This window comes from Streptomyces sp. NPDC002306, assembly GCF_053593435.1.
Window position 1 is genome coordinate 54708 of record NZ_JBSFCK010000024.1, and the last position, 23537, is coordinate 78244.

Below are 23537 nucleotides of genomic sequence, written 5' to 3' on the forward strand. Positions count from 1 at the left end.
GCAGGCGGCCTGCCACCGTGCCGCCAGGCGCTACGACGACACGCCCGCGAGCTACAGGGCAAGGCTCCACGGTTCCCTATGTCCAGCGCGGCCAGTTGGTGAGGCAGAAGCAGGTACTCCGTCTGCATGGGGGCGAGTTGCGATCTACCTTGCCCCGATAGCGACCAGAGCGGCCTCGGCGGCGGTGCGCACGCTCGTGTCCTGCGCCTTGGCCAACGGCTGGATGAGGGCGACAGCCGATGCCGCGGCTGTCCCGAATGCCGTGAGTGCTTCGAGGGAGTCGACCACCACACTCCTGCATTCGTGATGAAGCGCCCACGTAAGGGAGTCGGTGATCACAGGCACGGCGATGGCGTCACCCAGTTGAGCCAAACAGGACAGGTAAAGGCCGGCGGGTATGGGGGCGTGCGGGTCGGCCGGGTCGACGCGGCGCAGTCCGTCGGCGAGGAGCGGTACGAGCTGGTGGGCGGCTTGAGGGTAGCCGCCCACGCCGTACAGAACGCGCCAGTCGTCGACGCCGGTCTCGAGAGCGGTCAGCACGTCGGGGAGGGCACGGGAGTCCCGGTGGTCGGCCAGGGACATGATCGCTTCTTGGTAGGCGTGGCGGACCAAGGGGTTGTCAACAGCCCACACATCGGGACCGTGTTCACCTCGTTGAGTGGCGACGTAGGCAGCGAGGGCGTCACAGGCGGTGGCGGTGTCTTCGAGGGCGACGGAGAGCGCGCTTCCCCACCAGCGGCTGAGTCCGTGAGTGATCCGACCGGCGATGTAGGGGTCGTCGGGAAGGAGAAGGCGGAGGACGAGGAGCGTCAGGTCGCGGGGTAGCGGACCGGGGAAATCCTTGGCCATCTCTACCGCGTCGTACCGGGTGGCGATATCGGAGCTGGTGAGCTGCTCGGCCAGGAGGGCGGCACGGTCATGGACCCGATCACCCAGAGCCACATGAAGGGCGCGTATCACGCTGCTGACCGGAGAGTGTTCCGGCCAGTGGTGCTGCCGGTCGAAGTGATTGGCGGCGAGGTGTTCGGGGCGTGTCGAACTGGAGAGGGTGTCCCGCCCTCGCACGTGAGACGTCCGACGGCACCACACGCACCCGTCGCACTGCTCGGCGACCGCGGGCACGCGGGTGATCTCCCTCAGGAACGCGATCGCGCGCGGCACGAGGTCCTCACCGCTCCGCTCGGGGGCGAGGCGGACCTGGTGGGTCAGGGCGGCAAGCCGGGTGGCGGCGTCTATCGGAAGACCGGTCGCGTCATCGGCCAACGCGTCGAGCCAGTCCGTGACAGCGGATCGTACGGTCGGCAGTCGCAAGGCGATGCCGACCATCGTCCGGACGACCAACAGCCGTTCCACGGTGTCGCTCTCGGCCACGAGTCGGCCTCGCAGGATCTCCACCGCGCGGTCACCGTCGTCGAGGAAGGAGCCCACACCCTCGATCGCCGCCCGGCGCACCAACGGATCCAGATCCGCCGTGTACCGGACAAAGGCCTCGGCGCGCTCGCGCATCACCGCCGCGATGTCCGCGTAAGCCGTCGACTCGGTTCCGTCCGGCGAAAAATGGATGGCGTCGACGTCATGATCCAAAGATGCGGCTCCGATACTGAGCAGCAGCCCAACGATCGCGGCACGGTCCGGCGTCCCGGGATCGTCGGCCAGTGTGAAGAGGAACGGCAAGCTCGCGGCAGTGCACGGGTACAGGTCTCCCTGATGGTGGACAGCACTGTAGAAGTTCCTCAGCGCCTTCTCCCGAACGTCAGGATCGGGCGAAGTCATCTCCGTCAGCCACACCGGAACGTCGTCGGCCGGGCCGTAGGCATGACTCATCGCCGCCCAGTCGATGCCGTGAAGTTGGTTGGTCACGGACGAAGGATGACGGAGGGCACTGACACCGACGCCCGGGCCGCACTGCCGTCTCGCCGCTCATGATCGTGATCGACGACGTCATCCGAGTCGAGGTCGACGGGCCGGCACTCCTGGAGTGCTGCTTCTGGTACGCCGTGGCCCTGCCCCACTCAGTGACCGCGACCGGCCCGCCACGGCAGATAGGGGATCTTGTCACGAAACCGGAGGCCGTCCGGTCAGTTTGTCGTAGGGGCAGTAGCACCTACGAGTACGACGAACTGGAGTGCCCGGCGAGGTGCCGGGCAGGGAGAGCCGGCAACGACGGCTGATGGATTCCTCGGATCCATCAGTCCGATGCGGGCGGATGGTGGAATGTGGTGCGGAAGCGGCGCGACGGTGGCAGCGTCCAGGTGTTCCGGATTACCGGAGCCCGGCAGGGCCTCCAGGACGATGTGCGCGGGCGGCAGCGTCGGTATGTCGTCGCGATGACGATCCGCACGTTGGCGGTGATCCTTGCGGCCGTCCTGTGGGGTGTGGAACGGCACATAGCATTCGTGGGCCTGGCGCTGGGCGTACTTCTGCCCTATGTCGCGGTGGTCGTCGCGAACGCCGGGCGGGAGAACGTGCCGTCGCTGCCGTCGACGTTCGCGGTCGCGCCGACCCCGCTGATGATCGCGCCGTCGCGGGCCGGGGACGACGTCGCGGAATCCATTCCGGAAGAGACATCCGGCGATCGGGCCCAGCGTAAGCCTACGACCGGGAGTTGACTCCGACCCGGCTGCACGGGGACGTGGTCTCCGCCGTGATCGTCGGCATTCTGGCGGGTGTTCCCGTTGGGTCCAACCGGTGGGAGACCGCAGGCAGCGGCGGCGGGGTCCAGGCGGCCGTGGCGCGTGAACCTGAACCGCTCAGAGCCGGAGGAGCGGCGGGCCAGTGAGGTCTGTGCGGTCTGTCCCGTGCCGGGGGCCCGGCTACCTCTACAACGACGGCGATGTGCTGCCCGAGGACGGCCGAGGTACCCCACGGGTCTGCCCCAGCCGTACCCGAACCACTTCTGTGCACTGATCGAGCGCCATGACTGAACGCCGGCCGCGCCTGCGCTGGTGGAGCTTCTTGCGCGATAGCGGGTTCGCGGTCTCCGGGGCGTGGGCGGCCGCTGGATTCCAGGTGTCCCGCGCAGCCGGATGCGGACCAAATGTGCGACCCGGCTGCGCGGCATTCCCGACCGGCGACGGTCAGGCCCGTGCCCGGGGGACCGGGCAGACCCCGCCGGGCGGCGGCGTGGGCCTACGCGGTGCGGGATGGGGGCGAGAGCCGCCCCCTTGTACGTGACACGGACGCGACTTACCCGTCGGCTCAGCCGACGCACTCGTTCTTGTCGGCGTGCGACTGCGGGATGCCGGCGGGAGGCTTGTTCGGGTCGGTGAGCGGCACGCCCGGGCCCTGGTAGTCGCGTCCGAGGGTGAGAGTCATGCCGGTGCCGGGCTCCGCGTTGCTCTTGCCGGGGTGGAGGGCCGAGGCGGTCAGGCCCAGCATCGCGGCGAGGGCCCGGGCCTGGTCGGCCTGGTCTGGGCCGTAGGCCAGGGTCGTGCGGTCCTGCTTCGCCCCGGGGGCGTTGCCGCCGTTGGTGGAGTGGGTGACGCCCTTGGTGTCCCGCAGCCACTGCAGGGTGGCCTGTGCCGCGCCCTGTGGGCCACCGCCGTTGTAGACGAGGACCTGGACCTGTGACGGCTCCGCCTTGGGGCCGTGGAGTTTGGCGTCGGAGGCCGCGGCTTCCTTCTTCTTGACCTCGGTCAGTGAGACGTCGTTCTTGATCGCGGTGAAGAGCGCGGGCGCCCTGGTCTCGTCGACCACGACGGTCTTGTGGATCTTTCCTTCGTCCGGGTTGTCGATGACCGGGAGCGTCGTGAAGGTGATGTGCTCGGAGTCGACCCGGTTGAGGTCCTTGGCGAGGTCGGTGAGCTTGTCGACACCGCCGATACCAGTGTCCACGGTGAGCGACTTGGTGGCCGCGTTCGCCAGTTTGAAGAGCTTGCGGGGATCGGTGAGGGTGTCGCTGGATTTCATCTGACGGATCATCGAAGCCAGGAACTGCTTCTGCAGGTCGATGCGGTCCAGATCGCTGCCGTTCTTCAGCGAGTGACGGGTCCTGACGAACTGCAGGGCCTGTTCGCCCTGGACCGTGTGCGGGCCGGCGGGCAGGTTCAGATGTGAGCCCTGGCCCAGTTTGTCCGTGTCGTGGATGGCGTGGGTGAGGCAGATCGGTACGCCGCCGACAGCCGTGGACAGGGTCTTCACGGCCTCGAAGTTGACCAGGATGAAGTGGTCGACCGGCAGGCCGGTGATCTTGGTGACGGTCCGCATGGTGCAGCCCGGGTCGCGGCCCTCCTGGCCGAGGCTCTCGTTGAAGCGCGGGGAGAAGGTCGCCTTGGGCGTCCCGGGGATCGTCTTGGTGGAGCCGTCCTCCTGCTTGGTCGGGCAGGCCGGAATGCCGGTCACCATGTCGCGCGGGATGCTCATCGCGGTCGCGTTCGACCTGTCCTTCGCCACGTGGAAGAGGATCGTGGTGTCGGCGTGGCCCACGCTTCCGGCGTCGCCGTACTTCCCGCCCAGGCCTATTCGGCTGTCGGTGCCGATGACCAGGATGTTCACGGCGTCGTCGCTGGTCGCGTTCTTGCTGCCCGCCGTGCCGACGTCCACCGTGTTGATGTTGTCGTTGAAGTGCCGGTACAGCAGGTAGGCCCCGGTGCTGCCCGCCACCAGAACGAAGCCCAGCGTCCCCGCGGTCCAGATCAGGATCTTCCGTTTCGTGGACCGCTTCGCCTTGCGGGACTTCGCCGCCTTGCTACGGCGAGTGCCCTCGCGCGTCTCGGAGACGGACCGACGTTGCCCCTCGCGCGTCTCGGCGATGGGCTGACGCTCCCCCTCGCGCGGCTCCGGGACGGGCCGCCGCTGTCCTTCGCGGGGCGTGGGACGCCCTCCCTGCGTCGGCACCGTGGGGGCCGGGGCATCGCCACCGTCCATCCGCAGCCGGTATTCGCCGGTCTCCGGGTCGCGAACCCACTGGTCCGCGGGGTCGATGCTCCTGTCGCCTTGCGTGTCCACGGTCCTCCGTATGTACTGTGCCGCCCCCACGGCGACCGAGTGTCCGGCTCGTGCCGTATCCACCCCGTGGCCGATCCCGGGGCCGACCCCGGGACACTCGTTCAGACATCCGAATATGGATGGATGGTTGCCCTCGGTTCACGTGCAACATCTCAAACTTGTCAGGGGGTTGACACGGCCCCTTGTGGTGGAGGCGGAGCGGAACGCACTACCCCGGGGGTGCCTCGGGCCGGACGAGCCTCCCGGCAACCTGCCGCCGAGGTCTACCCGGAGCGGGGAAACGAGGCCGCTGCGGCGGATGCTCGGCTCCGTAGGAGGGCAGGTCGCCCGCCCGTCTGATGCCGGACTCACAGGGGTCCCCAGGTGGTGGCGTGGTCGAGGAGCCTGCGGTGGACACGTCGTACGGCCGGTTCCGTGGGACCGGAGCGAGTGACGAGGTAGAGGGTGTTGAGCGGCGGCACCTGGGTGCGGTGCAACTGCACCAGTGAGCCGGAGTTCAGGGCCGGTTCGGCCAGGTAGCGGGGCAGGACCGAGATGCCCGCGTCGGCGATCACGGCCGCGAGCACGGCCCGCAGATCGGGCACCAGGACGGACACGGGGTTGGGCGGGCGGCGCTGGAACTCGCTTCGCCAGTACCGGCGGATGATGGGCAGTTCCTCCGCGTACGCCACCAGCGGCAGGTGGGCGAGGGCCGCGACGGGGTCCTCGGTGAGCCGCCGCGGGTCGATGGAGCGGGCCGCGGTCGGCGTGCCCACGAGCAGGAACTCCTCGTCCACGTAGGGCATCGCGGTCAGGCCGCGCAGCTTCGCCGGCGGCCGGATCGACGACGCCACCAGGTCCAGGTCTCCGTCGGCGAGGGACGCGAGGAGCGGCTCGGAGAGGTCGAGGGCGATGCGCAGGTGAAGGCCGCGGCGGGTGAGGGGGGCGAGCGCGGGCAGCAGGCGAGCCGCTGTGAACTCACTCGCCGCGCCGAGTCGTACGGTGCCCTGACAGTCCTGTTCGTCGGCGTCCTCGGCGAGCGCGTGGCGCAGGCCGTCCAGATGGGGGCCGATCCGGCGGGCGAGTTCATGCCCACGGGCGGTGGGGTGGGCGCCGCCGCGTGTCCGGGTGAACAGAGCGTCGCCCAGCTGCTCCTCCAGTCGCGCCAGTTGTCCGCTGACGGCGGGCTGGGAGACACCCACCGCGGTGGCGGCGGCGGTCAGGGAGCCCCGGCGGTAGATCTCCAGGAACGTCGTCAGCAGATCGAGGTCCGTCACGCAACCCACGATATATAAGAGATCTTATGGATGAGACGTGAGTGCAACGCGGATCTGATGGAGGCTGAGGCGCGTCACCACCCGAGGGACGGACACCCAGCCACGTCCCCGCACGAGAGAAGGCCCGTTCTCCATGGCGAAGATCCTGATGATCATCTCGGCCGCCGACACCCTGACCCTGGCCGACGGCACCGCCCACCCCACCGGCTACTGGGCCGAGGAGGTCGCCGCCTCGCACCAGGTGCTGGTCGAAGCCGGCCACCAGGTGGACATCGCCACCCCCGGCGGCACCCGCCCGACCGTCGACGCGATCTCCCTGGACGAGCGCGGTGGCGTCGACCCCACCGCCGCCGCCACCTTCCAGGCGTACCTGGAGTCCATCGACGCGGACCTCTCCGCCCCGCTCGACCTGGGCACCATCCGCGCCGCCGACTACGACGTCCTCTACCTCCCCGGCGGCCACGCCCCGATGGCCGACCTGGCCGCCGACACAGGTCTCGGCACCCTGCTCGCCGACGCCGACAGCAGCGGCAAGACCATCGCCGCGCTGTGCCACGGCGTCGCCGCCCTGCTCAGCGCCGACCACGCGGACGGCACCTTCGCCTTCGCCGGCCGCAACCTCACCAGCTTCACCGACACCGAGGAGCACCAGGGCGGCCTCGGCGACACGGCGCCCTGGCTGGTCGAGAGCCGGCTCGCCGAGCGCGGCGCACACCTGAAGACCGGTGCCCCCTGGTCCGACACCGTGGTCGTCGACGACAACCTGATCACGGGCCAGAACCCGCAGTCCAGCGTCACCACCGCCCGGCAGGTACTCGCCGCCCTCAAGGACGCCTGACCCTCCCGGCCGACGGGCGAGAACCCGGCGCCGGCCGGTCCTCCGCGGGTGGCAACCGCGGAGGGCCGACGGGCTCCCGGCGGCCTCTCAGGTGACCCACCCTTCGTCTCACATGACTCACCTGATCCCACCTGATCCCACCTGACTCTCCCGGGCCGACGTGACCAGGCAGGGCCGTCGGGGAAGAGAACGCTCTTCGAGAACTCGTCGCGGCCGGACAACGAGTCCGCGACTGATCGTGGTCTGGGGGGTGTGGAGGGGCGCGATACGCCTCCCGCGCCGTACATCCGACCTGACAGCGAGGAACCTCAACGATGATGCGAACGACGAAGTACATGGCCGCCACGGTGGTAGCGGCGGCACTGATCGGAGTGCCGACCGTCGCACACGCGCTGACGCCCGCTCAGGCACCTGTCACGCCCATCCACTTCAGCATCGCCGCCAAGGCTCACGCCGCCGCCAAGGCCGAGGCCGCCCGGATCGTGGCGCCGGGCCAGCGCATTCACGCGGCCCCCGGTGTACGGCTGTGGCTCACCGAGGAAGGCAAGCACTGGACCACGCCTGACATGCCCGAGGGCCAGTTCCGCAGCGTGGTGGACGGCAACATCGATCCCCATGTGCCCAGCGTGGGACTGAGCGCCGAGCCGGTGGGCAACCGGTACTTCCTCTCCGGGGTGTACGTCGCCCCTGAGAGCGCGGCGACGGTCAGGGTCGTCACCGAGGAAGGGACCTTCACCGGCACCGTCGTCCGGCTGCCGGGGCACCCGGGCTGGGGCGCCTGGTACGCCACCGCGCCCCTTCCCGGGCCCCACTCCGACTCCTACTTCCACAGCGTCACCCTCCTGGACGCCGCCCACCACCCGCTCGCCACCCTGCCACTGCGGTAACGGTCGCCGGACCAGCGGGAACAGCGGGGACACCGGCGGCGCCGGGTCCCCGCGCCCACCGCAGCCGGCGGGCAACGATGTGTCCTCGGGCCATCGCGACGTAGATCCCACCAGGGCAGTCGGGCCGCGGCGTCACCTTGAGATGCGGGCTTCGATGCCGTCGAGCACGAAGTCGAGGCCGATCCGGAAGGTGTCGTCGGCGTCCAGGTGGGCGGCATCGCGCACCACCGTGGCCAGCGCGGGGAATCGGCCGGTGGCGAAGGTCCGCTCCAGATAGGGCCCGAGTGAGACCTGCCAACGCTTCTCGTCCATCCCGGTGGCCCGCTCGGCCCGCCGCTCGGCGACCTCCCGACGCACCGCGCCGATCACGTACGCGTTGACCGCGGCGACCACCGGCATGACGGCGTCCACGCCGACATCGCCCAGTGCGGCCACCACGGTCTCCCCACTGGCCAGCGCGTGCGGCCCGAGCTGAGGTCGGCCACCCAGAAGATCAGCGAGCCATTCGTGCTCGTGAGCGGCGCGCCGAGTGCCTTCGGCAAGAGACCGGAGCACCTCCCGCCAACTGTCCCCGGAGGGCCGGATCTCGGCGTGGGCGGCGTCGACCATCAAGTCGAGCAGCTCCTCCTTGCTGTCGATGTAGCCGTACAGCCGCATCGGACGGACGTCCAGCGCGGCGGCGACCTTACGCAGCGACACCGCGTCCAGACCGTCCGCGTCGGCCAGCTGAATCGCCGCTCGCACGATCCGCTCCCGGCTCAACGGGGCCGGCACAGGTCGATTCGGTGGCTCCGGCCTCTCCCACACCAACATGCCGCTCACCATACATCGCATCAAACGATACAGTGTATCGACCAATACGGCGTATCAAGGAGATAGCCATGACCATCGCCATCGTCGGAGCCGGCATGGGCGGCTTGGCCCTTGCCCGGGTGCTGCACGTGAACGACATCGACGCCGTCGTGTACGAACGTGATGCGTCACGCGAGGCGCGCGGTCAAGGCGGCATGCTCGACATCCACTCCGGCCAGCGTGCGCTGCGCGAGGCCGGTCTGATCGACCAGTTCCACGCGATCGCCCGTGGCGAAGGCCAGGACATGCGCCTCCTCGAGCCGGACGGCACCCTGCTGCTCCAAGAGGACACACCCGACGACGCCCCGCTCGCGCGCCCCGAGGTCGACCGCGCCGATCTGCGCGACCTGCTCCTGGATTCCCTCCCCGAGGACACGGTGCGCTGGGGGCACGCCTTCGAATCCGCCGACAACGGCCTGCTGCACTTCGCCGACGGCAGCACCGCGACATATGACCTGCTGGTCGGCGCGGACGGCGCGCAGTCCCGGGTCCGCGCCCTGCTCACCGACGCCCGCCCCGTGCACATAGGCCAGAACGTCGTCGAGATCGGCATCCCCGACATCGACCGCACGCACCCCGGTCTCGCGGCGATGGTAGGGCGCGGCAACTACTGGGTGCTCGGCAACGGACTGTCCCTGGGAGCGCAGCGCAACGGCGACGGCCGCGTTCGCATCGGCCTCAGCTTCTACAACACCGCCGAGGACTGGTTCGCCACCAGCGGGATCCCGTTCGACGACCCGGCATCCGCCCGCGCGCGGCTGATCGACCTGCTCCCCGGTTGGGACTCACGATTCACCGCACTGATCGCGGCCTGCGACGACACGATCGTGCCACGGTCGATCACCACTCTCCCGGTCGGCCTGACCTGGCCGACGACGCCAGACGTCACGCTGCTCGGTGATGCCGCGCACCTGATGCCGCCCGTGGGGGAGGGCGCCAACATGGCGCTGCTCGACGGCGCCCTGCTCGCTCTCGCACTGGCCGCGCACCCGGACGACCTTCCCGCCGCCGTCAACGACTACGAACGCGAGATGTTCGAGCGCACCAGCGCCGCCGCCCGGATGTCCGCCGCCATGCAGGAATTGCTGATGTCGCCGGACGCCGCCCAGAAGATGCTCGCCTTCTTCCAGCCTGGCTGAAGGGCAGCCGAGCAGGTCATCGATGCAGAGGCGAGCAATAGACGCCCCGGTCCGGTCCGAGCCGGACGAGGAGCCGAGCGGGCTGCTCGACTTGACAGCCGCCTTGCGGGAGCCGGCGGCAAAGGCGAGGGCCTCCCGCTGACGAGAGAGGCGCGAGGTACCGAAGGCGAAGAAGAAGACCGCGGTGAAGAAGGCGATCCCGGGGGACAGTTGGGCAACTGGTCCGTCCCCGGTCACCGGCCGATACGTCGGCCTTCCGAGCGGCTGGGGTAGCTGTCGGCGGCCCCGTTTGCACGCGCTGTCCGTGCGTACACGTTGTCGCTCTGCCCGCGCCGACTCCCTACTGGCTGCCCCCCGACGGTGGCGGTGCGCTGGCCCGGATGCCCGCGTGAACGTTCCTGAGCCGCCCGGCGTCACAGCCTTAACCAACCTCCAGGGAGTCACCATGACCGCCGGACATTCCCCTACCCGATCCAAGACCACGGCCGTGCTGCTCGGAGCCCTGTTGTGCGCGACCGCAGCCTGCAGCTCCTCGCCGTCCGTACGAACCTCTGAAACCGACGAACCGGCGGGCACCTGGAAAGAACCTGCCTCGTATTCCTACACCCTGAAGTCAACCTCCCAGGTCCTGGCGGGGACGTTCCGGGTGAAGGTGCGTGACGGCAAGGTGGCGGACGTGGTCGGCCTCGACGCGGACAGTCAGCGACAGGCAGAGGATCTGCCAGGCGAAGTACCCACCATCGGCGCACTGTTGAAGAGGCTGGACCAGGCTCGGAGCGAGCGCGCGGACACGGCGGAGGCCGACTACGCCGCCGACGGGCGTCCCGTGCGGATCTCCTTGGACTGGAGCAAGAACGCCATCGACGACGAAGCCCTGTACACGATCAGCTCCTACGAACCTGCCCCCGGCTAGGGTGACTTGCTGCTCCGTGAGACGCCCTTGCCCAAGGCCCTGGATCGGACTCGAGTTGGACGCGGAGGGCATACCTTCCCGAATGACCCTGCGATGGTCGCCGAGTAGGCCCGCGTTCGCAGCGCGGGCTGGGAAGGGGCGCCCGTGCTCAGCGTCGTGAACGCCCACGGCTTCACCCCGTCCGGCTGCCTGATCGACGAGGTCGTCCGCGAGGGCACCCGGCGGATGCGGTTCTCCCGTCTGGACGGCACCAAGCAACTGATCGCGCCCGCCGAAGGGTTGCGTGAGTGCACCGAGTCGTGGGCCGACCTGCTGCGCGACTGCCGCAGGCGCGGCCTGTGTGATCCCGAACTGGTCGTCGGCGATGGCGCGATGGGCCTGGGGAAGGCTCTTGCAGAGGTGTTCCCGGGGGGCCGGCATCAAAGGTGCTGGGCTCAAAAGGCCCGCAATGGCACGAATGCCCTGCCGAAGTTCGCGCAGCCGGGTGCGACGAAGACGACGCAGGAGATCCACGGCGCCGAGGACCGCGCGCACGCCGCGAAGGCGATCGAGGCGTGCGCGACGACCTACGGCGCCAAGTGGCCCAAAGCCGTCGCGAACATCACCGACGACCAGGAGGAACTGCTGATCTTCTACGACTTCCCCGCCAAGCAAGGGATCCGCCCGCGGACCACGAACCCGATCGGGTCGACCGTCTCCACCATCAAGCTCCGTACCAAGGTCACCTGCGACGCCGACAGCCCGCCAGCGGCCCTCGCGATCGTGTTCAAGCCCGTCGAATCCGCCCAGGCCCGCCGGCGCGCGATCACCGGAGCCCACCTCGTCGCCTTGGTCCGCACAGGCGCCGAATTCCAGAACGGCGTCCTCGCCGAACGCCAGGCGGCAGCATGAGCCGTCCTTCGTGGACGCAGCCGGACGGCCCGGGGATGCGGCTGCAGCCCTTGACCGAGACCGGGGCACAGCAGATCGAGCACTGGTTCGACCACCCCGAGGTCCAGAGGCGCCTGGGCGGCCGCTTCTGGATCCACCGTGAGCTGCGGCTGATCGACCAGCACTCCAGCACCGCCTTCCGCGGCGCCGTGGTGCTGCGCTCCCACGGGTGGATCGGCCTGGATCCGGCCGGGACGCCGGTCGCGTTCATCTGCGGCGACGTCTATGACCGCTGGGTCCGCTACCACGGCGAAGCTCCCGAGGGCCCCATCCTGTCCGACGCCGACCCCCGGCTCGCCATGGGCCTGGCCTACCTGGTCGACCCCGACCGGTGGCGGCACGGATACGGCCGCTCCGCCCTGCAAGCCGTCGTCACCCACCCCGACGCCGGCGATGTCCAGACGTTCTTCTGCGGCATCGACGCCGACAACCACGCCAGTCGCCACTGCGCCGCATCCGCCGGCTTCACCCTCTCCGACCCCGAACCAGACCACGAAGGGATGCTCTACTACCGCCGGTCCCGACCAAGTTGATCACCGAGAACATGCTGATCCACAACACTTGACCGACCGCGGAGAGGGGATCAAGGACCGGAGTCCTCGGCTTGTTCGCATGCCAGAACGACCCGGGTATGTGCGGCGACTGGGAGCCGAACTCCGGAGAGAATCAGACGGAGGACCAGGACGGGGGCCGCAGACAGAGCGTAGGCCCCCTCCGTATGTGGGCCCGCATTTGCCGTGGGACAGCGTCCGCCGATCTCGCGGACGGCTTCGCACACGAGTGGCAGGGGATCACACCGGGCCCCCGGAGGGTGAGGATTCCCAGGGACCCGGTTCGGGGGTGCACGGTCAACGACGCCGAGCCCGCATCGTTACGGCCCGCAGCGGCGCACGGCACGGGGGTGCTCAGCGGCCACTGGATGGGCACTGGCGGCTGCGCCACTCGCGGGTGGTTCCTCGACACCCGCGGCCCGTATTCGGGTCTGGTGGTGGCCACCGCCGGCGGGGACGTGATGACCGCTGCAGCGAATACGCCCACCGAGGGTTCCTCGGCGCACATGGCATCCCATTCGCGGTTGGCGCGCACCAGCACCGGTGCGTGCGACCTGCACAGTTTGGTGGCGCAGATGCGGGCGTCCCCCGTTTGGCCCATGCTTGAGATTCGCCTCTGCACAGCGGCGACATTCCTCACTGCTCGGTCAGGAGGTGTCGTGATCGCTCTTGCCCTGCTCGTGCCGGTGGTTCTGCTGTTGATGATGTTCGGCTTGGACGCGTTTGAGAACCGACTGTTCCCGCGGCCACCGGATGAAGACGAGTCCGGAGAGGATCCCGCCGCCGCGGAGGAGAGCGCCACCTGAAGCGGCGGACCACAGGCCTGGCGCATGCCAGGCCTGGCGTACTGCGGGCCTGGCGGTACAGGCTTTACGCACCGCCAGTGGCCAGGCCCCTGGCGGGCCCGCAGCGAGCGTGGGGCCGGTGCAGTCGAACCGACCCTGAAGCGCGTCGTCAGCCGACTGGTCCCGGTGCCCCTGCTGGATAGGCACCAGCACCGACGCCTACCGTCTTGCCGGTACGCGTGCTGTGCCGATGCAATGGACGGGACCGGCTGGGTCAACGGGTGCAGACGACGCTGACGAGAGTGAACGAGGCGTAGAACGCACCCTGGGCGAGGTCGGCGAACCAGCGGTGGCCGCGGTCCCGGTCGATGTGGCCCTCGGTGATGGCCTTTTGCATGTTCCGGCCGAGGCCCAGGGTGTGGTCGGCTTCTTGGAAGTCGCGGAAGACCGGTGTGGTGGCGAGCACGGATTCGACGCGGAAGCCTGCCTGTGCGGCGAGGCGGGCGAGGCTGCGTCCGATGGTTGCGTGACGGACCACCTCCGCTGTGGTGTAGCGGGTGAACGCGCGGCTCGTTTCGAGATCTTCGGCGTCGACGATCAGAGTGTCCCAGTCGGGTTCGGCAAGCCCGATCCGCGCGTTGGGACGGGTCGCGCGATGAAGCTGTGCCAGGGCGTCCGCGGGGCGGTTCACATGCATCAGGACTCGGTCGATCTTGGCCCGGTCCACCGTGCCCGGCTCAACGGGCAGGGCGTGTACGTCCCCTTCGAGCACGGTCACCTGAGGCAGGTTGTCTGTGCGTTCGCGGGCCCGGGCCAGCATGGCCGGATCGCGGTCGACACCGATGACGGTGCCCTTGGCACCGACCTGTTCCGCCAGCGCCGGCAGATCGGTGCCCGGGCCGCACCCCACGTCCAGAACGGTCTGGCCCGCCTGGATGTCCAACAGGTCGAGCAACTGCTGCTTGTAGGCACGGCCGGCATCACCGGCAGCGGCCCGCAGCATGTAGGAAGCCTGATCGGGCCGGGGCACCCCAAGAGTCGATGACATGCGGGTCAGTCAAACACTTGCGTTGATCACACGACGTCACTTCTCGTGCACCCACGATCCTCAAGATCACCAGCCGCTGCTCGAACCCGCATGCTCGAACCCGCTTGCGTGAATTGGTGAGAGGCCCGTCGAGAGAGAGGCAGGAAGTGCGTCAGGAGTGCTCGTCGGAGAGGCTGTTGACACCTTGGACGCTGGTGGCCGACAGAACGGGGCCAACGCGGCTTGGCTTCTGCCGCACCCCGACGGACCCACTGACCGACCTCGGACCAAGTGGGCACGCCATGCTCGCTGAGCAATTTCAGAAGGAGGACATCGCGTCATCCGAGGGCGTGCGGCCCGTGCCGTACCGCCGCAGCGGCGGCCATGAAAATCGCTGTCCGGTCGTTGGAGCACAGTGATAGACAACCGGCGTGGAAGAGACTCTGGAGTTCCCCGTTCTGCTGCAGTTGATCGACGATCGATCGACGGCCTTCCGTGCCGCGGTCGCCGCCGCACCCAGCCTTGACGTGCAGGTGCCGACCTGCCCCGAGTGGACGCTGTTCGATCTGATCCAGCACCTGGGTGGTGGGGACCGCTTCTGGGCCGCCATCGTCGGAGCGGGGCCCGCCGACGCTCCTCCTGCCGAGGCCATTGCTGAGCGCGCCGCCACGGCTGCGCCGCGGGAGCGCGAAGCCTTGCTGGTCTGGCTGGCCGAGTCGACGCAACTGCTGCTGAGCGCGTTGCGAGAGGCGGGCCCGGAGCGCGGCTGCTGGACGTGGTGGAAGACGTCGCAGTCACCGCAGAACTCCGGTGGCGTCGCTCGGCACCGGGTCCAGGAGACCGCGGTGCACACCTACGACGCCCAGCTCAGCCTGGGCGCCCCGCAGCCGTTGCCGGTCGAGGTGGCACTCGACGGCGTCGAGGAGTTCCTGTTCACCTGCAACGCGACGACGAGCGCCTGGCCGCACAAGCCCACTGCCTTCGATTACCACGCCACCGAAGGCCGCTCGTGGCGCCTCACGGTCGACGGCGACGGCGCACGCGCCACCCGCATCCCCGTGCCGGGCACGATGCCCACCACCGCTGCCGGCGAAGACCCGGAAGCGGCCGGTCTCTCCGCACAGGGCACGGCCGGTGAGCTGATCCTCGCCTTCTACTGCCGTATTCCGCTGGACTCCCTGAAGCTCCACGGCGACCGACGCTTCTTCGACCAGCTCGTAGCCTGGGAGCCGGAGGAGTAGGGCAGCGGGCATCACCGCCGTTGAGCCCGACCACCGCAACACCCCCCCCGCGAGGCCGGCCTGACCGGCCGAGGGACTGGCCGTAATTCGCTTGCCCTGGCCACGGGGGCGGCACTGCAATGTGGCGGGACACCATGAGTCGTGCTGCCGGCCTCCCGGAAAGGCATGGGCCCACCACTTGGGCGCGGCCACCCTCGCCGACGCCGTCGTCCGCGCCGAACGTTCCCCGCACTGCCTGCACTGGTTCTGCCCGCGTGCTCGCCGACCGGATCACCGCAGCGACCAAGCCCTGACCGCTTCCTTGCGCTTGGTGTCTGGGCTCGGACTCCGAGGCCCAGTGGGTTGTGCGGCGCTGTCAGCTCGTATGTTCGATCTCTCTGGCGGGTCAGAGAGCAGATCACCCGCGGTGACGGGCCGAGATGCCGCCTCTGTGACGGCATGTGAACCTTAAGGCACCGTCAGTTCCTACTCCCACGGGAGGCGCCACCATGGCGAAGCATGAGATCGGGCCCGAGAAGAGCGTCGACTCCGACGAGGAGCGCGAGACCCCCTCGAAGCGGGGCCACGCGGCCCGGGATGAGCGCACGGCGCACTTCTCGTCCGGAGAGGTCCGGGAAGCGGGCCACAAGGGCGGGAAGACGAGCCAGGAGGAGCGCCATCACTGACCAGCACGCCGACGCGACGGCCTGCTGAGCACGTGATCGCTCACCGGGCAGCGCCGTGCGTGCCTCGCGGGCCCCGGGGCAGCGACTCCCGGGGCCCGGCTCATGCCCATGGTGCACGGTCACAACTACGCCCCCACCCCGCACCGTCACGCAGCCCAGTACCGCGCCCGCAGGGGAGCGGCGACGCTGTTGCGTGGTGTGAGCGGACTCCGGCAGCTACCGGCCCCGTCCGGAACGGCGGTTGTTCTGGCGTCAGGCTGTCCGGCGCGCGGCGCGCAGGCAGCCACGGCCGCGAAGCGGGAGCGCGCACCCGATTCCCCTCGCCCAGTCGCCGCACCGGCTCCCTCGCCTTCCGACCACGGCCAGGCGCGTGGTGACCTGCGGATACACGGAATGGCGGAAGGGGTCGTCGAGGCGGAGGGGGCCGAGGAGATATGCCGTCGCATGACTACGTAGACGGTCGGGACCTGGTGATGGTGATCGGCGGCGAGATATTTTTGCACCACCCCTCCGCTCATCGGCCGGGGTGCCATTGAGCCAGTGTCCGTCTCCGCGCCAGCCGATGATGTGTTGGCGAGCCGGGTCATGGTCCGTTCCATGATCCAACGGTGACGCCCGAGCCGCATGTGGCGGGGATCACGCCCGCGGGAAAACCTGATGCCCGGCTCGGGCGTCTAGCCGGTGTGAGATCAGTCAGGAAGGCACCGCGCGCGCTGGACGAGGAGCATCTCGTGCGGCTGGTGGCCAGGGGTGACCGTGCGGCGTTCGAGGAGTTGTACCGGCGTACCGCGCCATGGATGGCCTTGCGGCTGCGGCGTCGCTGCGCCGACGAGCAGATCGTCGCGGAGGTCATGCAGGAGACGTATCTGGCGGTGTGGCGTGCGGCGGGCGCGTTCGCCGGGGCCGCGGTCGGAGGGACGGCCACGGGTTGGCTGTGGACGATCGCGGCGCGCCGCCTGGTCGACGCGTTCAGGCGTCGGGCTCACCACGCGGAGCCGCCGCCGGCCGCCGCCGTGCCCGACGCGGCGCCCGCCGCCGAGGAGGAGGCGCTCGCGGCGACGGTCGGCGGTGACGTCGGCGACGCGCTGCGGTGCCTCGCGCCGGAGTTGAGACAGGTACTGCAGGCGATGGTGCTCGACGGGTTGTCCGTCCGGGAGACCGCGGTCCTGCTCGGGCTGCCCGAGGGCACGGTCAAGACCCGTGCCCGCCGGGCCCGGATCGCGATGCGGGAGGCGCTGGCATGAGGGTGGAACACGCGTCGGTGCGGATCATCGAGGGATACGCACGCGGCGGTACGGCCCTCGACGCCGACGAGGTGTGGGCCGTGGAGGCCCATCTGGAGGCGTGCCGGATGTGCCGCGACCGACTGTCCGCCGTTGTGGGCGCCGAAGTGCCCGCCGTGGCGTCGCTGGTCGACACCGTATGGTCCGGCCTCGAACCCCACCTGGCCGCCACCGCCACGATGCCGCGCGCACGGCGCCGGTCGGCGCGACTGGCGAGATGGATGACGCCCACGATGGTGCCGTGGCTGGCCATGGTCGTGGGCGTGGCGCTGCTGGCCCTGCTGCTCGACGTGGTGCACATCGGCACCGGCGAGGTGTCGCTCGTACTGCTGCTCGCCCCGGTCCTGCCCGTGTTCGGCGTCGCGGCGTCCTGGTCGCGCGGTCTGGACGCGGCGTACGAACTGACCGCCTCGGTGCCCCGGGCGGGGCTGTACCTGGTGCTGCGGCGTACCGCGTCCGTGCTCGGCGTGGTCATCCCGGCGCTGACGGTGGGTGGTTGGGTGACGGGGGTGATGGTGGCTCAGTGGCTCTTGCCCTGCCTGGCCTTCACCGCGGCGACCCTCGCGCTCGGCGGTGTCATCGGTGTGACCCGCGCCGCCGTCCTGCTGGCGGCCGTATGGGCCGCCGTGATCGTGGCGCCGACCCTGGCCACCAGCCGTACGACCTTCGCTCTGCAGACCGGCGGACTGCCCGCGTGGGGGCTGATCCTCGCCCTCGGTATCGGTGTCGTGATCGCCCGCAGGGGCGCGTACTCCGTGCTGGGAGCCCATCGATGACGATCGGAAAGGACCATCGCATGACGTCCGCGGTGAGCGCGGCCGACCTCGCACCGACGGCTTACGCCTGGGAGATCCAGGCGACCGGGCTGAAGGTCAGGGTCGGCAGGAAACGAATGGCTGTCGACGGGCTCGACCTGTCGCTGGGCACCGGCGTACACGGCCTCCTCGGCCCGAACGGGGCGGGCAAGACCACCCTCATCCGTACGCTGGCCACCGTGCTGCGCCCCACCGAAGGCACCCTGGAGCTGCTCGGCCAGTCCGCGAGCGGCAGGGGCGAGCATCGTGCGCTGCGCCGCCGGATCGGCTACCTGCCGCAGGAGTTCGGCTACTACAAGCGCTTCACGGTCCGCGAGTTCGTCGAGTACATGGCCTGGCTGAAGGAGGTGCCCAAGGCGGACATCCCCGCCGCCGTCCAGCGTGCCGTGGAGAGGGTGGGTCTGGCGGACCGCGCCGACGAGCGGATGAAGGCCCTGTCGGGTGGCATGCTGCGCAGGGCCGGCATCGCCCAGGCCATCGTCAACGACCCGACGATCCTGCTCCTGGACGAGCCGACGGTCGGCCTGGACCCGGCGCAGCGGCTGCGGTTCCGGGAACTGCTGCAGGAGTTGGGTACGGACACCTGCGTGGTCGTCTCGACCCATCTGGTGGAGGATGTCGCCGCCGCCTGCACCGACGTGGTGCTCATCGCCGAAGGGCGACTGGTCTTCCAGGGCCCTCCGGACGAACTGGCCTCGGTGGGCGGCCCCGAGCACGAGGGTGACAGCCCCCTGGAACGCGGCTACTCGGCGCTGCTGCTCAACCCGGCGCAAGCAAGGGGTACTTGGTGAACGTCCGTGTTCTACGTATTGAGTTGCGGCGCTCCGTCGCCCCGTGGGCCGGGGCCGTGGTCCTGGTACCGGCGCTGGCGTTCCTGTACCTGATTCCCGGATCGTGGTGGACGGGCACCACCGCGTGGACGGCCCAGTGGACGTCCATGGCCCTGTGGACCCGCTCCCTGCTGTTCTACCTGTGGCCGCTGGCCGTGGGACTCGGGGCGCTCCAGGGCCTGCGCGACCACCGCTCGAAGATGTCCGAGCTGCTGACGAGTACGCCGCGGCCCGCCCGGCACCGTGCGGCCACGCTGGCGGGCGCGACCGCGATCACGCTGACCTCGGCGTTCGCGCTCCTCATCCTTGTGGGCGCGGTCCAGGTGGTCGCCCACACCGAGTACACGCACCTCGGGTGGCTGCCGATCTCGCTGGTAGGGACACTGGCTCTCGTCGCCGGGGCCGTACTGGGCATGGGAGTCGGGCGAGCCCTGCCGTCCGCGCTCACCCCGCCCGCGCTGGCCATGGGCGCCTTCGTGTTCACGGCCCTCATGCAGTCGTCGCTGGGCCGGACGCGGGCCACCACGGCGACAGATTTTTCGAGCACGGAGCCGAACCAGGTCTCCCTGCTGTCACCGGCGGTGCAGGAGACACGCGACGCACTCGTCACGCTCTCCGCCCCCGTGCACGTCGGGCAGACGATCTGGCTCCTCTCCATGGCCGCGACCGGCTTCGCGCTGCTGGTCGCCGCGGCCCCGCGCACCCGACTGGTCGCCCTGACGCCCATGCTGGTGGGCGCGGTGATCGCCCTGCTCGTCCTGCCCTCCGACCCGCATCGGATGTACGTCGTCGACCAGGCCGCCGCGGAGCCGGTGTGCGACGGCCCTGTATGCGTGACGAAGACACAGCAGGCACGACTGGCCGACCTCGCGGGTCCAGGCAAGGAGGCGCTGCGCCTGCTGCACGGCGCCCTGGGGAGCCAGGCACCGGTCGCGGTCAGGGAGAACACCGCCGTACTGCCGCAAGGCTCCACGCCGAAGTGGTCCCGCACGACCGTGCTCTTCGACTTCGACGACGACCTCATCGCCGCCGCCAAGGGCGACGAGCTGACCTGGGCCCTGATCGCCAAAGGCATGGTGCCAGGGTGCGCCCCCGTCGGCTGGACCAGCTTCGGGGGAGACCAGTACGCGCAGACCGTCGCCGTGGGCTGGGTCCTCGGCGGCCTCAAGCCGCTTCCCGGCACCTGGTCAGCGAGTATGCGCCGCGAGGTCGACGCCGAGACCCGCCCGGTGTGGAAGAAGCTCGAAGCGCTGCCACCGGCCGAACAGCTTTCACGGATCAACGCGATGCGGGCCGCCGCGCTCTCCTGCGAGGGCGACGCGTTCGAGGCGTTGAAAGGCGGTGCGTCCCGGTGAGATGGCTGACCTTGTACGCGCGCTCACGTCAGGTACCCGTCTCGCTCGTCTGGGTGGTGATCAGTGCGATGGCGGTGTGGGCACTCGCCCGGGGCGGCAGCGACGGTCCCGCTGATCCACGGCTGCCCGTGCTCGTCCTCGCCACCGGGGCGACCGCGGCCTCGATCGGCCTCAGCGGGCAGGATCTCGCGCTGGACCGGACGGCCGCGATCGGCTGGGTCCCCCGCAGAGCGGCACACGTGCTGCTCTGCGGGGGAGTGGTCGGCACGGTCCTGCTGGCCGTGCAGGCGATCGGCGCGTCCATGGCCACCACCGCGTTCGTCGTCCGGGACAGCGCGGGCCTGATGGGACTGGTCGCTCTGGGCGCGGCGTTCGCGGGCGGCCAGTACGCCTGGACGCTGCCGTTCGCCTGGCTCTCGTACTCGTTCTTCGCCCCGCCCCCGACGAGTACGCCGATGCGGGTGGCCGGCTGGATGCTGCTGCCACCCGGCACGGCGGCGGCCACCTGGACAGCCCTGGTCCTCGCGGTGGCAGGCACCGCGGCCTACGCCGTCGCGGGACCGAGACGGTGACGGTCACAACGCAGTCGTAAGCGGCCTGCGCACGCATCGGATCGAGCACGCACCACGAATCCGCATAGGTCGCCCGGCAGTTGCCGTCCAGCCGCAGCCGCAGCCGCAGCCGCAGCCGCAGCCGCGAGCGCAGCCCGCCTGCGCGGGAGTCCGGCCCGCGCAATCGCCGCCCCGCGGGGAGCCCGCGCAGTCTGTCGGGGTCGATGGCGCAGGGTCGGCAGCCGGCACCCGCGGTGTACACAGCCGAGGCGTCGGGGCGGGGCAGAGCCTCAGAACGGGGCACACCCTCAGAACGGGGGATTGTCGTGCCATGGGCCGAGCGACGGCTGGACCTGCGGCCGCGAGTTGGACTGTTGGAGGACGTTCACGGCGTCCTCGACGCGGCCGAGGTCGATGAGATATCCAGCCAGGTCAAGGCTGTTGGCCGGTGAGTGCCGCTCGAGAACAGCAACGGCCTCCTCAAGTCGTCCAGCGCCGGCGACGAGTTCGGCGATGTGCGGCGCCGCGTACCGGGTGGCGCCCTCGGGATGGGCGCGGGCCTGCGCAAGGGCATCATCAACGCGACCACAGGCGGACATCAGCGGCAGCCGTATCCAGAACAGATCCCACACCTCCTCGCCACCGCGGCGTGCGGCGAGGGCATCGAGGTGGGCCAGGCCGTCCTCGTCGCGCTTCTGGTCGGCGCACAGGGTGCTCAGTATGTGGAGGATGCAGTCGTCGCCGCTGCGGGAGTCGGCGTGTGTGCGCATCACGTCGATCGCCTCGTCGCCCCGGCCGTGCCGGGCCAGGAGGTGCGCGAGCAGCACAGCCGAGTGGGGCCGGTGGGCAACCGATCCGTCCGCTTGCCGGTACACCGCGATGGCGCCCGCCACGTCGCCGCGCTCCTCCAGCAGTTCCGAGAGCCGCTGCGCGGCGTGCCCAAGAGTGTCGGCCACTGCGTAGGCACGCAATTCCTCGATCCGTCCGTGCCGGGCGAGCAGGTCGGCGAGCTGGTCACGGCCGTTGAGCGAGGTGCCGTCGCGGGTGCGCAGCAGGGCGATCGCCTCGTCGATGTGGCCCTGGCGCTCGCGGATGATGGCGAGCAGCCTGATGGCCATGTCGGGGTCCAGAGCGCGGCAGCACCACGGGGAGTCGCACCGGTGCTCGGCCGGGATGCGGGCGGCGAGCAGTGCCGCGGCCTCCTCGTCGCGGCCGGCGACGGCAGAGACGTCGACCAGAGCACTGGCCAGGGTCCAGTCGTCGATGTGCGGCCGCAGCAGGGCGAACGCGTCGTCGGCACGGCCATGGCGGGTGAGCAGCCGGGCGTAGGACTCCAGCGCCATGGGATGCCCGGCCTTCATCCGGACCCGGGTGAGCTCGATCGCTTCCTCGGCCCGGCCCCAGCGCTCCAACAGGTCGGCGGTGGCCTCGGTGGCCGTCCAGCAGCCGGTGGCGAGGTACGGGCCGAGCAACGCCAGCGCCTCGGCCTGGCGGTCCTGCTCGCCGAGCAGCCGCGCCCACTCCCGCGCGCAGAACCACTCCCCACGGCCGGCCCAGAACTCCACCACCTCGGCATGGCCGAGTTCGAGAAGCCGGGGGACCAGATGCGGGGGGATGCAGCCGGTCTGCGTCCGGGCTCGGTAGTCAAGATCAGTAGCGTCCACGGCGACGCACCCTAGCTTCCGCCTCTGACACCACGAGAACCTCCTCCTCGGACGCCACGCCGGTACCGCCGGCAGGCCGGGAAATGTCGCGTCTGTGCACCAGACGCTCGTCACCACACGAGCCCCGCTGCCTCCAGGGGCGCGGGCGCACGGTCAGGCGTCGGACTCTCACTTGAACGTTCATGTGTCGCTGCCCTAAGGTGTGACATGAAAGTTCAAGTGAACGGTCGGTCGTGCGCTCTCCGGTGGCCGCCGACCGCTTCGCGTGTTGAGGGAGAAGATATGTCTAGTTCTGTGGAGAGTGCGCCCAAGGCGAAGGGGAAGGCCCGGAACATCGTTCTGTGGATCCTTCAGGCCCTCCTGGCCGTTGTGTTCGTCATGGCGGGTGCCTCGAAGATGGCCGGCGCGCAGGACATGGTCAAAATCTTCCAGGACGTCGGTGTCGGACAATGGCTTCGCTACGTCACCGGCTCTCTGGAGCTGATCGGGGCCGCACTGCTGCTCGTTCCCCGACTGAGCGCCCTGGGTGGTCTGCTGCTCGCCGGCGTCATGGCGGGCGCATTCCTGAGCTGCTTGTTCGTCATCGACCAAAGTCCGGTACCACCAGCGATCCTGCTCATCCTTGCGGCGGCCGTCACGTGGAACCGGCGTGAGCGCACACTCGCCATTGTCGGCAAAGGCGTAACGTCCGCGTGATCGGCCCGGGCCCGCCTCCAGGGCCCGGCCTCCGTCACTCGTCTGGCCGGCGGTCACCTTTGTTGTCTCTGCCCCAGCTTGATCTCGCCTCGTGACGGGCTTCCTCATGGTGTGAGGCTGCGGCAAATGGATCGGCCGCGCGATGAGTTGGCGGAGTTCGTCGCCGGAGTCGATGTGGGCGGCAGCCCACGGCGACAGATCGAAGGCCTGCCCGAAGACGATCCGGGCAGGCCTTCGGCGCGACGAAGGCAGCAGTGCTTGCGGTGCTTGCGGTGCGTGCAGGGCTTGCAAGTGTTCTCGGCCTTTTCCTTG

Annotated in this window: 21 protein-coding genes and 1 pseudogene; 16 read left to right on the top strand and 6 right to left on the bottom strand. The window is 69.8% G+C overall.

Translation table 11 applies throughout. From position 1 onward, the window contains the following. Positions 1–144: 144 nt before the first annotated feature. Complete coding sequence (locus tag ACWCQK_RS31640; RefSeq protein ID WP_451160819.1) at positions 145–1860, bottom strand: HEAT repeat domain-containing protein; 1716 nt, start codon at positions 1858–1860, stop codon at positions 145–147. Positions 1861–2219: 359 nt separating this feature from the next. Between ACWCQK_RS31640 and ACWCQK_RS31645 the strand changes: the two genes are divergently transcribed. Then, positions 2220–2609, top strand: coding sequence for a DUF3099 domain-containing protein (locus ACWCQK_RS31645; RefSeq protein WP_451160821.1), 390 nt, complete (start codon positions 2220–2222; stop codon positions 2607–2609). A 589-nt stretch (positions 2610–3198) separates the two neighbouring features. Here the strand turns inward: ACWCQK_RS31645 and ACWCQK_RS31650 are convergent. Both ACWCQK_RS31650 and ACWCQK_RS31655 read right to left on the bottom strand, forming a co-directional pair. Further along, positions 3199–4947, bottom strand: a complete 1749-nt coding sequence (locus ACWCQK_RS31650; RefSeq protein ID WP_451160823.1) for an LCP family protein — start codon at positions 4945–4947, stop codon at positions 3199–3201. Between the two features lie 347 nt (positions 4948–5294). Further along, positions 5295–6203, bottom strand: a complete 909-nt coding sequence (locus ACWCQK_RS31655) for a LysR family transcriptional regulator (protein WP_451160825.1) — start codon at positions 6201–6203, stop codon at positions 5295–5297. A 133-nt stretch (positions 6204–6336) separates the two neighbouring features. On the opposite strand from ACWCQK_RS31655, the gene ACWCQK_RS31660 reads away from it, so the two are divergent. Further along, positions 6337–7041: a type 1 glutamine amidotransferase domain-containing protein gene (locus ACWCQK_RS31660; protein ID WP_451160827.1), complete on the top strand. Its 705-nt coding sequence runs from the start codon at positions 6337–6339 to the stop codon at positions 7039–7041. 314 nt (positions 7042–7355) lie between these two features. Further along, positions 7356–7928, top strand: a complete 573-nt coding sequence (locus ACWCQK_RS31665) for a hypothetical protein (protein WP_451160829.1) — start codon at positions 7356–7358, stop codon at positions 7926–7928. Between the two features lie 132 nt (positions 7929–8060). Here the strand turns inward: ACWCQK_RS31665 and ACWCQK_RS31670 are convergent, their stop codons facing one another. Continuing rightward, positions 8061–8741: a TetR/AcrR family transcriptional regulator gene (locus tag ACWCQK_RS31670; protein WP_451160831.1), complete on the bottom strand. Its 681-nt coding sequence runs from the start codon at positions 8739–8741 to the stop codon at positions 8061–8063. Positions 8742–8809: 68 nt separating this feature from the next. Between ACWCQK_RS31670 and ACWCQK_RS31675 the strand changes: the two genes are divergently transcribed. The 5 genes and pseudogenes from ACWCQK_RS31675 to ACWCQK_RS31695 all read left to right on the top strand — a co-directional run bounded on the left by ACWCQK_RS31675 (position 8810) and on the right by ACWCQK_RS31695 (position 13119). Beyond that, a complete protein-coding gene (locus ACWCQK_RS31675) occupies positions 8810–9919 on the top strand; it encodes an FAD-dependent oxidoreductase (RefSeq protein ID WP_451160833.1) in 1110 nt (369 codons plus the stop codon). 445 nt (positions 9920–10364) lie between these two features. Then, positions 10365–10832 (top strand): DUF6174 domain-containing protein, encoded by a 468-nt coding sequence (locus ACWCQK_RS31680; RefSeq protein WP_451160835.1) that lies wholly within the window; start codon positions 10365–10367, stop codon positions 10830–10832. 237 nt (positions 10833–11069) lie between these two features. Beyond that, positions 11070–11723: pseudogene (locus ACWCQK_RS31685) on the top strand (transposase); the annotation flags it as partial. Next, positions 11720–12295, top strand: a complete 576-nt coding sequence (locus ACWCQK_RS31690) for a GNAT family N-acetyltransferase (RefSeq protein WP_451160837.1) — start codon at positions 11720–11722, stop codon at positions 12293–12295. The pseudogene ACWCQK_RS31685 and the gene ACWCQK_RS31690, both read left to right, overlap by 4 nt. Positions 12296–12972: 677 nt before the next feature. Further along, a complete protein-coding gene (locus ACWCQK_RS31695; RefSeq protein WP_451160839.1) occupies positions 12973–13119 on the top strand; it encodes a hypothetical protein in 147 nt (48 codons plus the stop codon). Between the two features lie 253 nt (positions 13120–13372). Here ACWCQK_RS31695 and ACWCQK_RS31700 read toward each other — a convergent pair whose 3' ends face one another. Then, complete coding sequence (locus ACWCQK_RS31700) at positions 13373–14101, bottom strand: methyltransferase domain-containing protein (RefSeq protein WP_451160841.1); 729 nt, start codon at positions 14099–14101, stop codon at positions 13373–13375. Between the two features lie 455 nt (positions 14102–14556). Between ACWCQK_RS31700 and ACWCQK_RS31705 the strand changes: the two genes are divergently transcribed. From ACWCQK_RS31705 to ACWCQK_RS31735, 7 genes are all read left to right on the top strand, one after another. Continuing rightward, positions 14557–15366 (top strand): maleylpyruvate isomerase family mycothiol-dependent enzyme, encoded by an 810-nt coding sequence (locus ACWCQK_RS31705; RefSeq protein WP_451160843.1) that lies wholly within the window; start codon positions 14557–14559, stop codon positions 15364–15366. Positions 15367–15854: 488 nt separating this feature from the next. Further along, the gene (locus ACWCQK_RS31710; RefSeq protein ID WP_451160845.1) at positions 15855–16031 is read left to right on the top strand and encodes a hypothetical protein; all 177 of its coding nucleotides are present in this window, start codon (positions 15855–15857) and stop codon (positions 16029–16031) included. Between the two features lie 683 nt (positions 16032–16714). Continuing rightward, a complete protein-coding gene (locus ACWCQK_RS31715; RefSeq protein ID WP_451160847.1) occupies positions 16715–17275 on the top strand; it encodes an RNA polymerase sigma factor in 561 nt (186 codons plus the stop codon). Continuing rightward, complete coding sequence (locus tag ACWCQK_RS31720; protein ID WP_451160849.1) at positions 17272–18090, top strand: zf-HC2 domain-containing protein; 819 nt, start codon at positions 17272–17274, stop codon at positions 18088–18090. Before ACWCQK_RS31715 ends, ACWCQK_RS31720 begins: the two co-directional genes overlap by 4 nt. Continuing rightward, positions 18087–18920, top strand: coding sequence for an ABC transporter ATP-binding protein (locus ACWCQK_RS31725; protein WP_451160851.1), 834 nt, complete (start codon positions 18087–18089; stop codon positions 18918–18920). Before ACWCQK_RS31720 ends, ACWCQK_RS31725 begins: the two co-directional genes overlap by 4 nt. Beyond that, on the top strand, positions 18917–20314 hold the full coding sequence (locus ACWCQK_RS31730; RefSeq protein ID WP_451160853.1) for a hypothetical protein: 1398 nt from the start codon (positions 18917–18919) through the stop codon (positions 20312–20314). The genes ACWCQK_RS31725 and ACWCQK_RS31730 overlap by 4 nt, the downstream gene beginning before the upstream one ends. Then, on the top strand, positions 20311–20886 hold the full coding sequence (locus ACWCQK_RS31735) for a hypothetical protein (RefSeq protein ID WP_451160855.1): 576 nt from the start codon (positions 20311–20313) through the stop codon (positions 20884–20886). The genes ACWCQK_RS31730 and ACWCQK_RS31735 overlap by 4 nt, the downstream gene beginning before the upstream one ends. A gap of 287 nt (positions 20887–21173) precedes the next feature. Here ACWCQK_RS31735 and ACWCQK_RS31740 read toward each other — a convergent pair whose 3' ends face one another. Continuing rightward, entirely contained in the window at positions 21174–22529 is a 1356-nt protein-coding gene (locus ACWCQK_RS31740) for a tetratricopeptide repeat protein (RefSeq protein WP_451160857.1), read from the bottom strand. 282 nt (positions 22530–22811) lie between these two features. On the opposite strand from ACWCQK_RS31740, the gene ACWCQK_RS31745 reads away from it, so the two are divergent. Further along, positions 22812–23225, top strand: coding sequence for a DoxX family protein (locus ACWCQK_RS31745; protein WP_451160859.1), 414 nt, complete (start codon positions 22812–22814; stop codon positions 23223–23225). Positions 23226–23537: the final 312 nt, after the last annotated feature.

Excerpts from the sequence above, each read along its gene's own strand:
- ACWCQK_RS31680 (WP_451160835.1), top strand. The coding sequence starts at position 10,365 with ATGACCGCCGGACATTCCCCTACCCGATCCAAGACCACGGCCGTGCTG.
- ACWCQK_RS31670 (WP_451160831.1), bottom strand. The coding sequence starts at position 8,741 with ATGTTGGTGTGGGAGAGGCCGGAGCCACCGAATCGACCTGTGCCGGCC.
- ACWCQK_RS31710 (WP_451160845.1), top strand. The coding sequence starts at position 15,855 with ATGGCGAAGCATGAGATCGGGCCCGAGAAGAGCGTCGACTCCGACGAG.
- ACWCQK_RS31665 (WP_451160829.1), top strand. The coding sequence starts at position 7,356 with ATGATGCGAACGACGAAGTACATGGCCGCCACGGTGGTAGCGGCGGCA.
- ACWCQK_RS31720 (WP_451160849.1), top strand. The coding sequence starts at position 17,272 with ATGAGGGTGGAACACGCGTCGGTGCGGATCATCGAGGGATACGCACGC.
- ACWCQK_RS31675 (WP_451160833.1), top strand. The coding sequence starts at position 8,810 with ATGACCATCGCCATCGTCGGAGCCGGCATGGGCGGCTTGGCCCTTGCC.
- ACWCQK_RS31660 (WP_451160827.1), top strand. The coding sequence starts at position 6,337 with ATGGCGAAGATCCTGATGATCATCTCGGCCGCCGACACCCTGACCCTG.
- ACWCQK_RS31745 (WP_451160859.1), top strand. The coding sequence starts at position 22,812 with ATGTCTAGTTCTGTGGAGAGTGCGCCCAAGGCGAAGGGGAAGGCCCGG.
- ACWCQK_RS31725 (WP_451160851.1), top strand. The coding sequence starts at position 18,087 with ATGACGATCGGAAAGGACCATCGCATGACGTCCGCGGTGAGCGCGGCC.
- ACWCQK_RS31690 (WP_451160837.1), top strand. The coding sequence starts at position 11,720 with ATGAGCCGTCCTTCGTGGACGCAGCCGGACGGCCCGGGGATGCGGCTG.
- ACWCQK_RS31700 (WP_451160841.1), bottom strand. The coding sequence starts at position 14,101 with ATGCTGCGGGCCGCTGCCGGTGATGCCGGCCGTGCCTACAAGCAGCAG.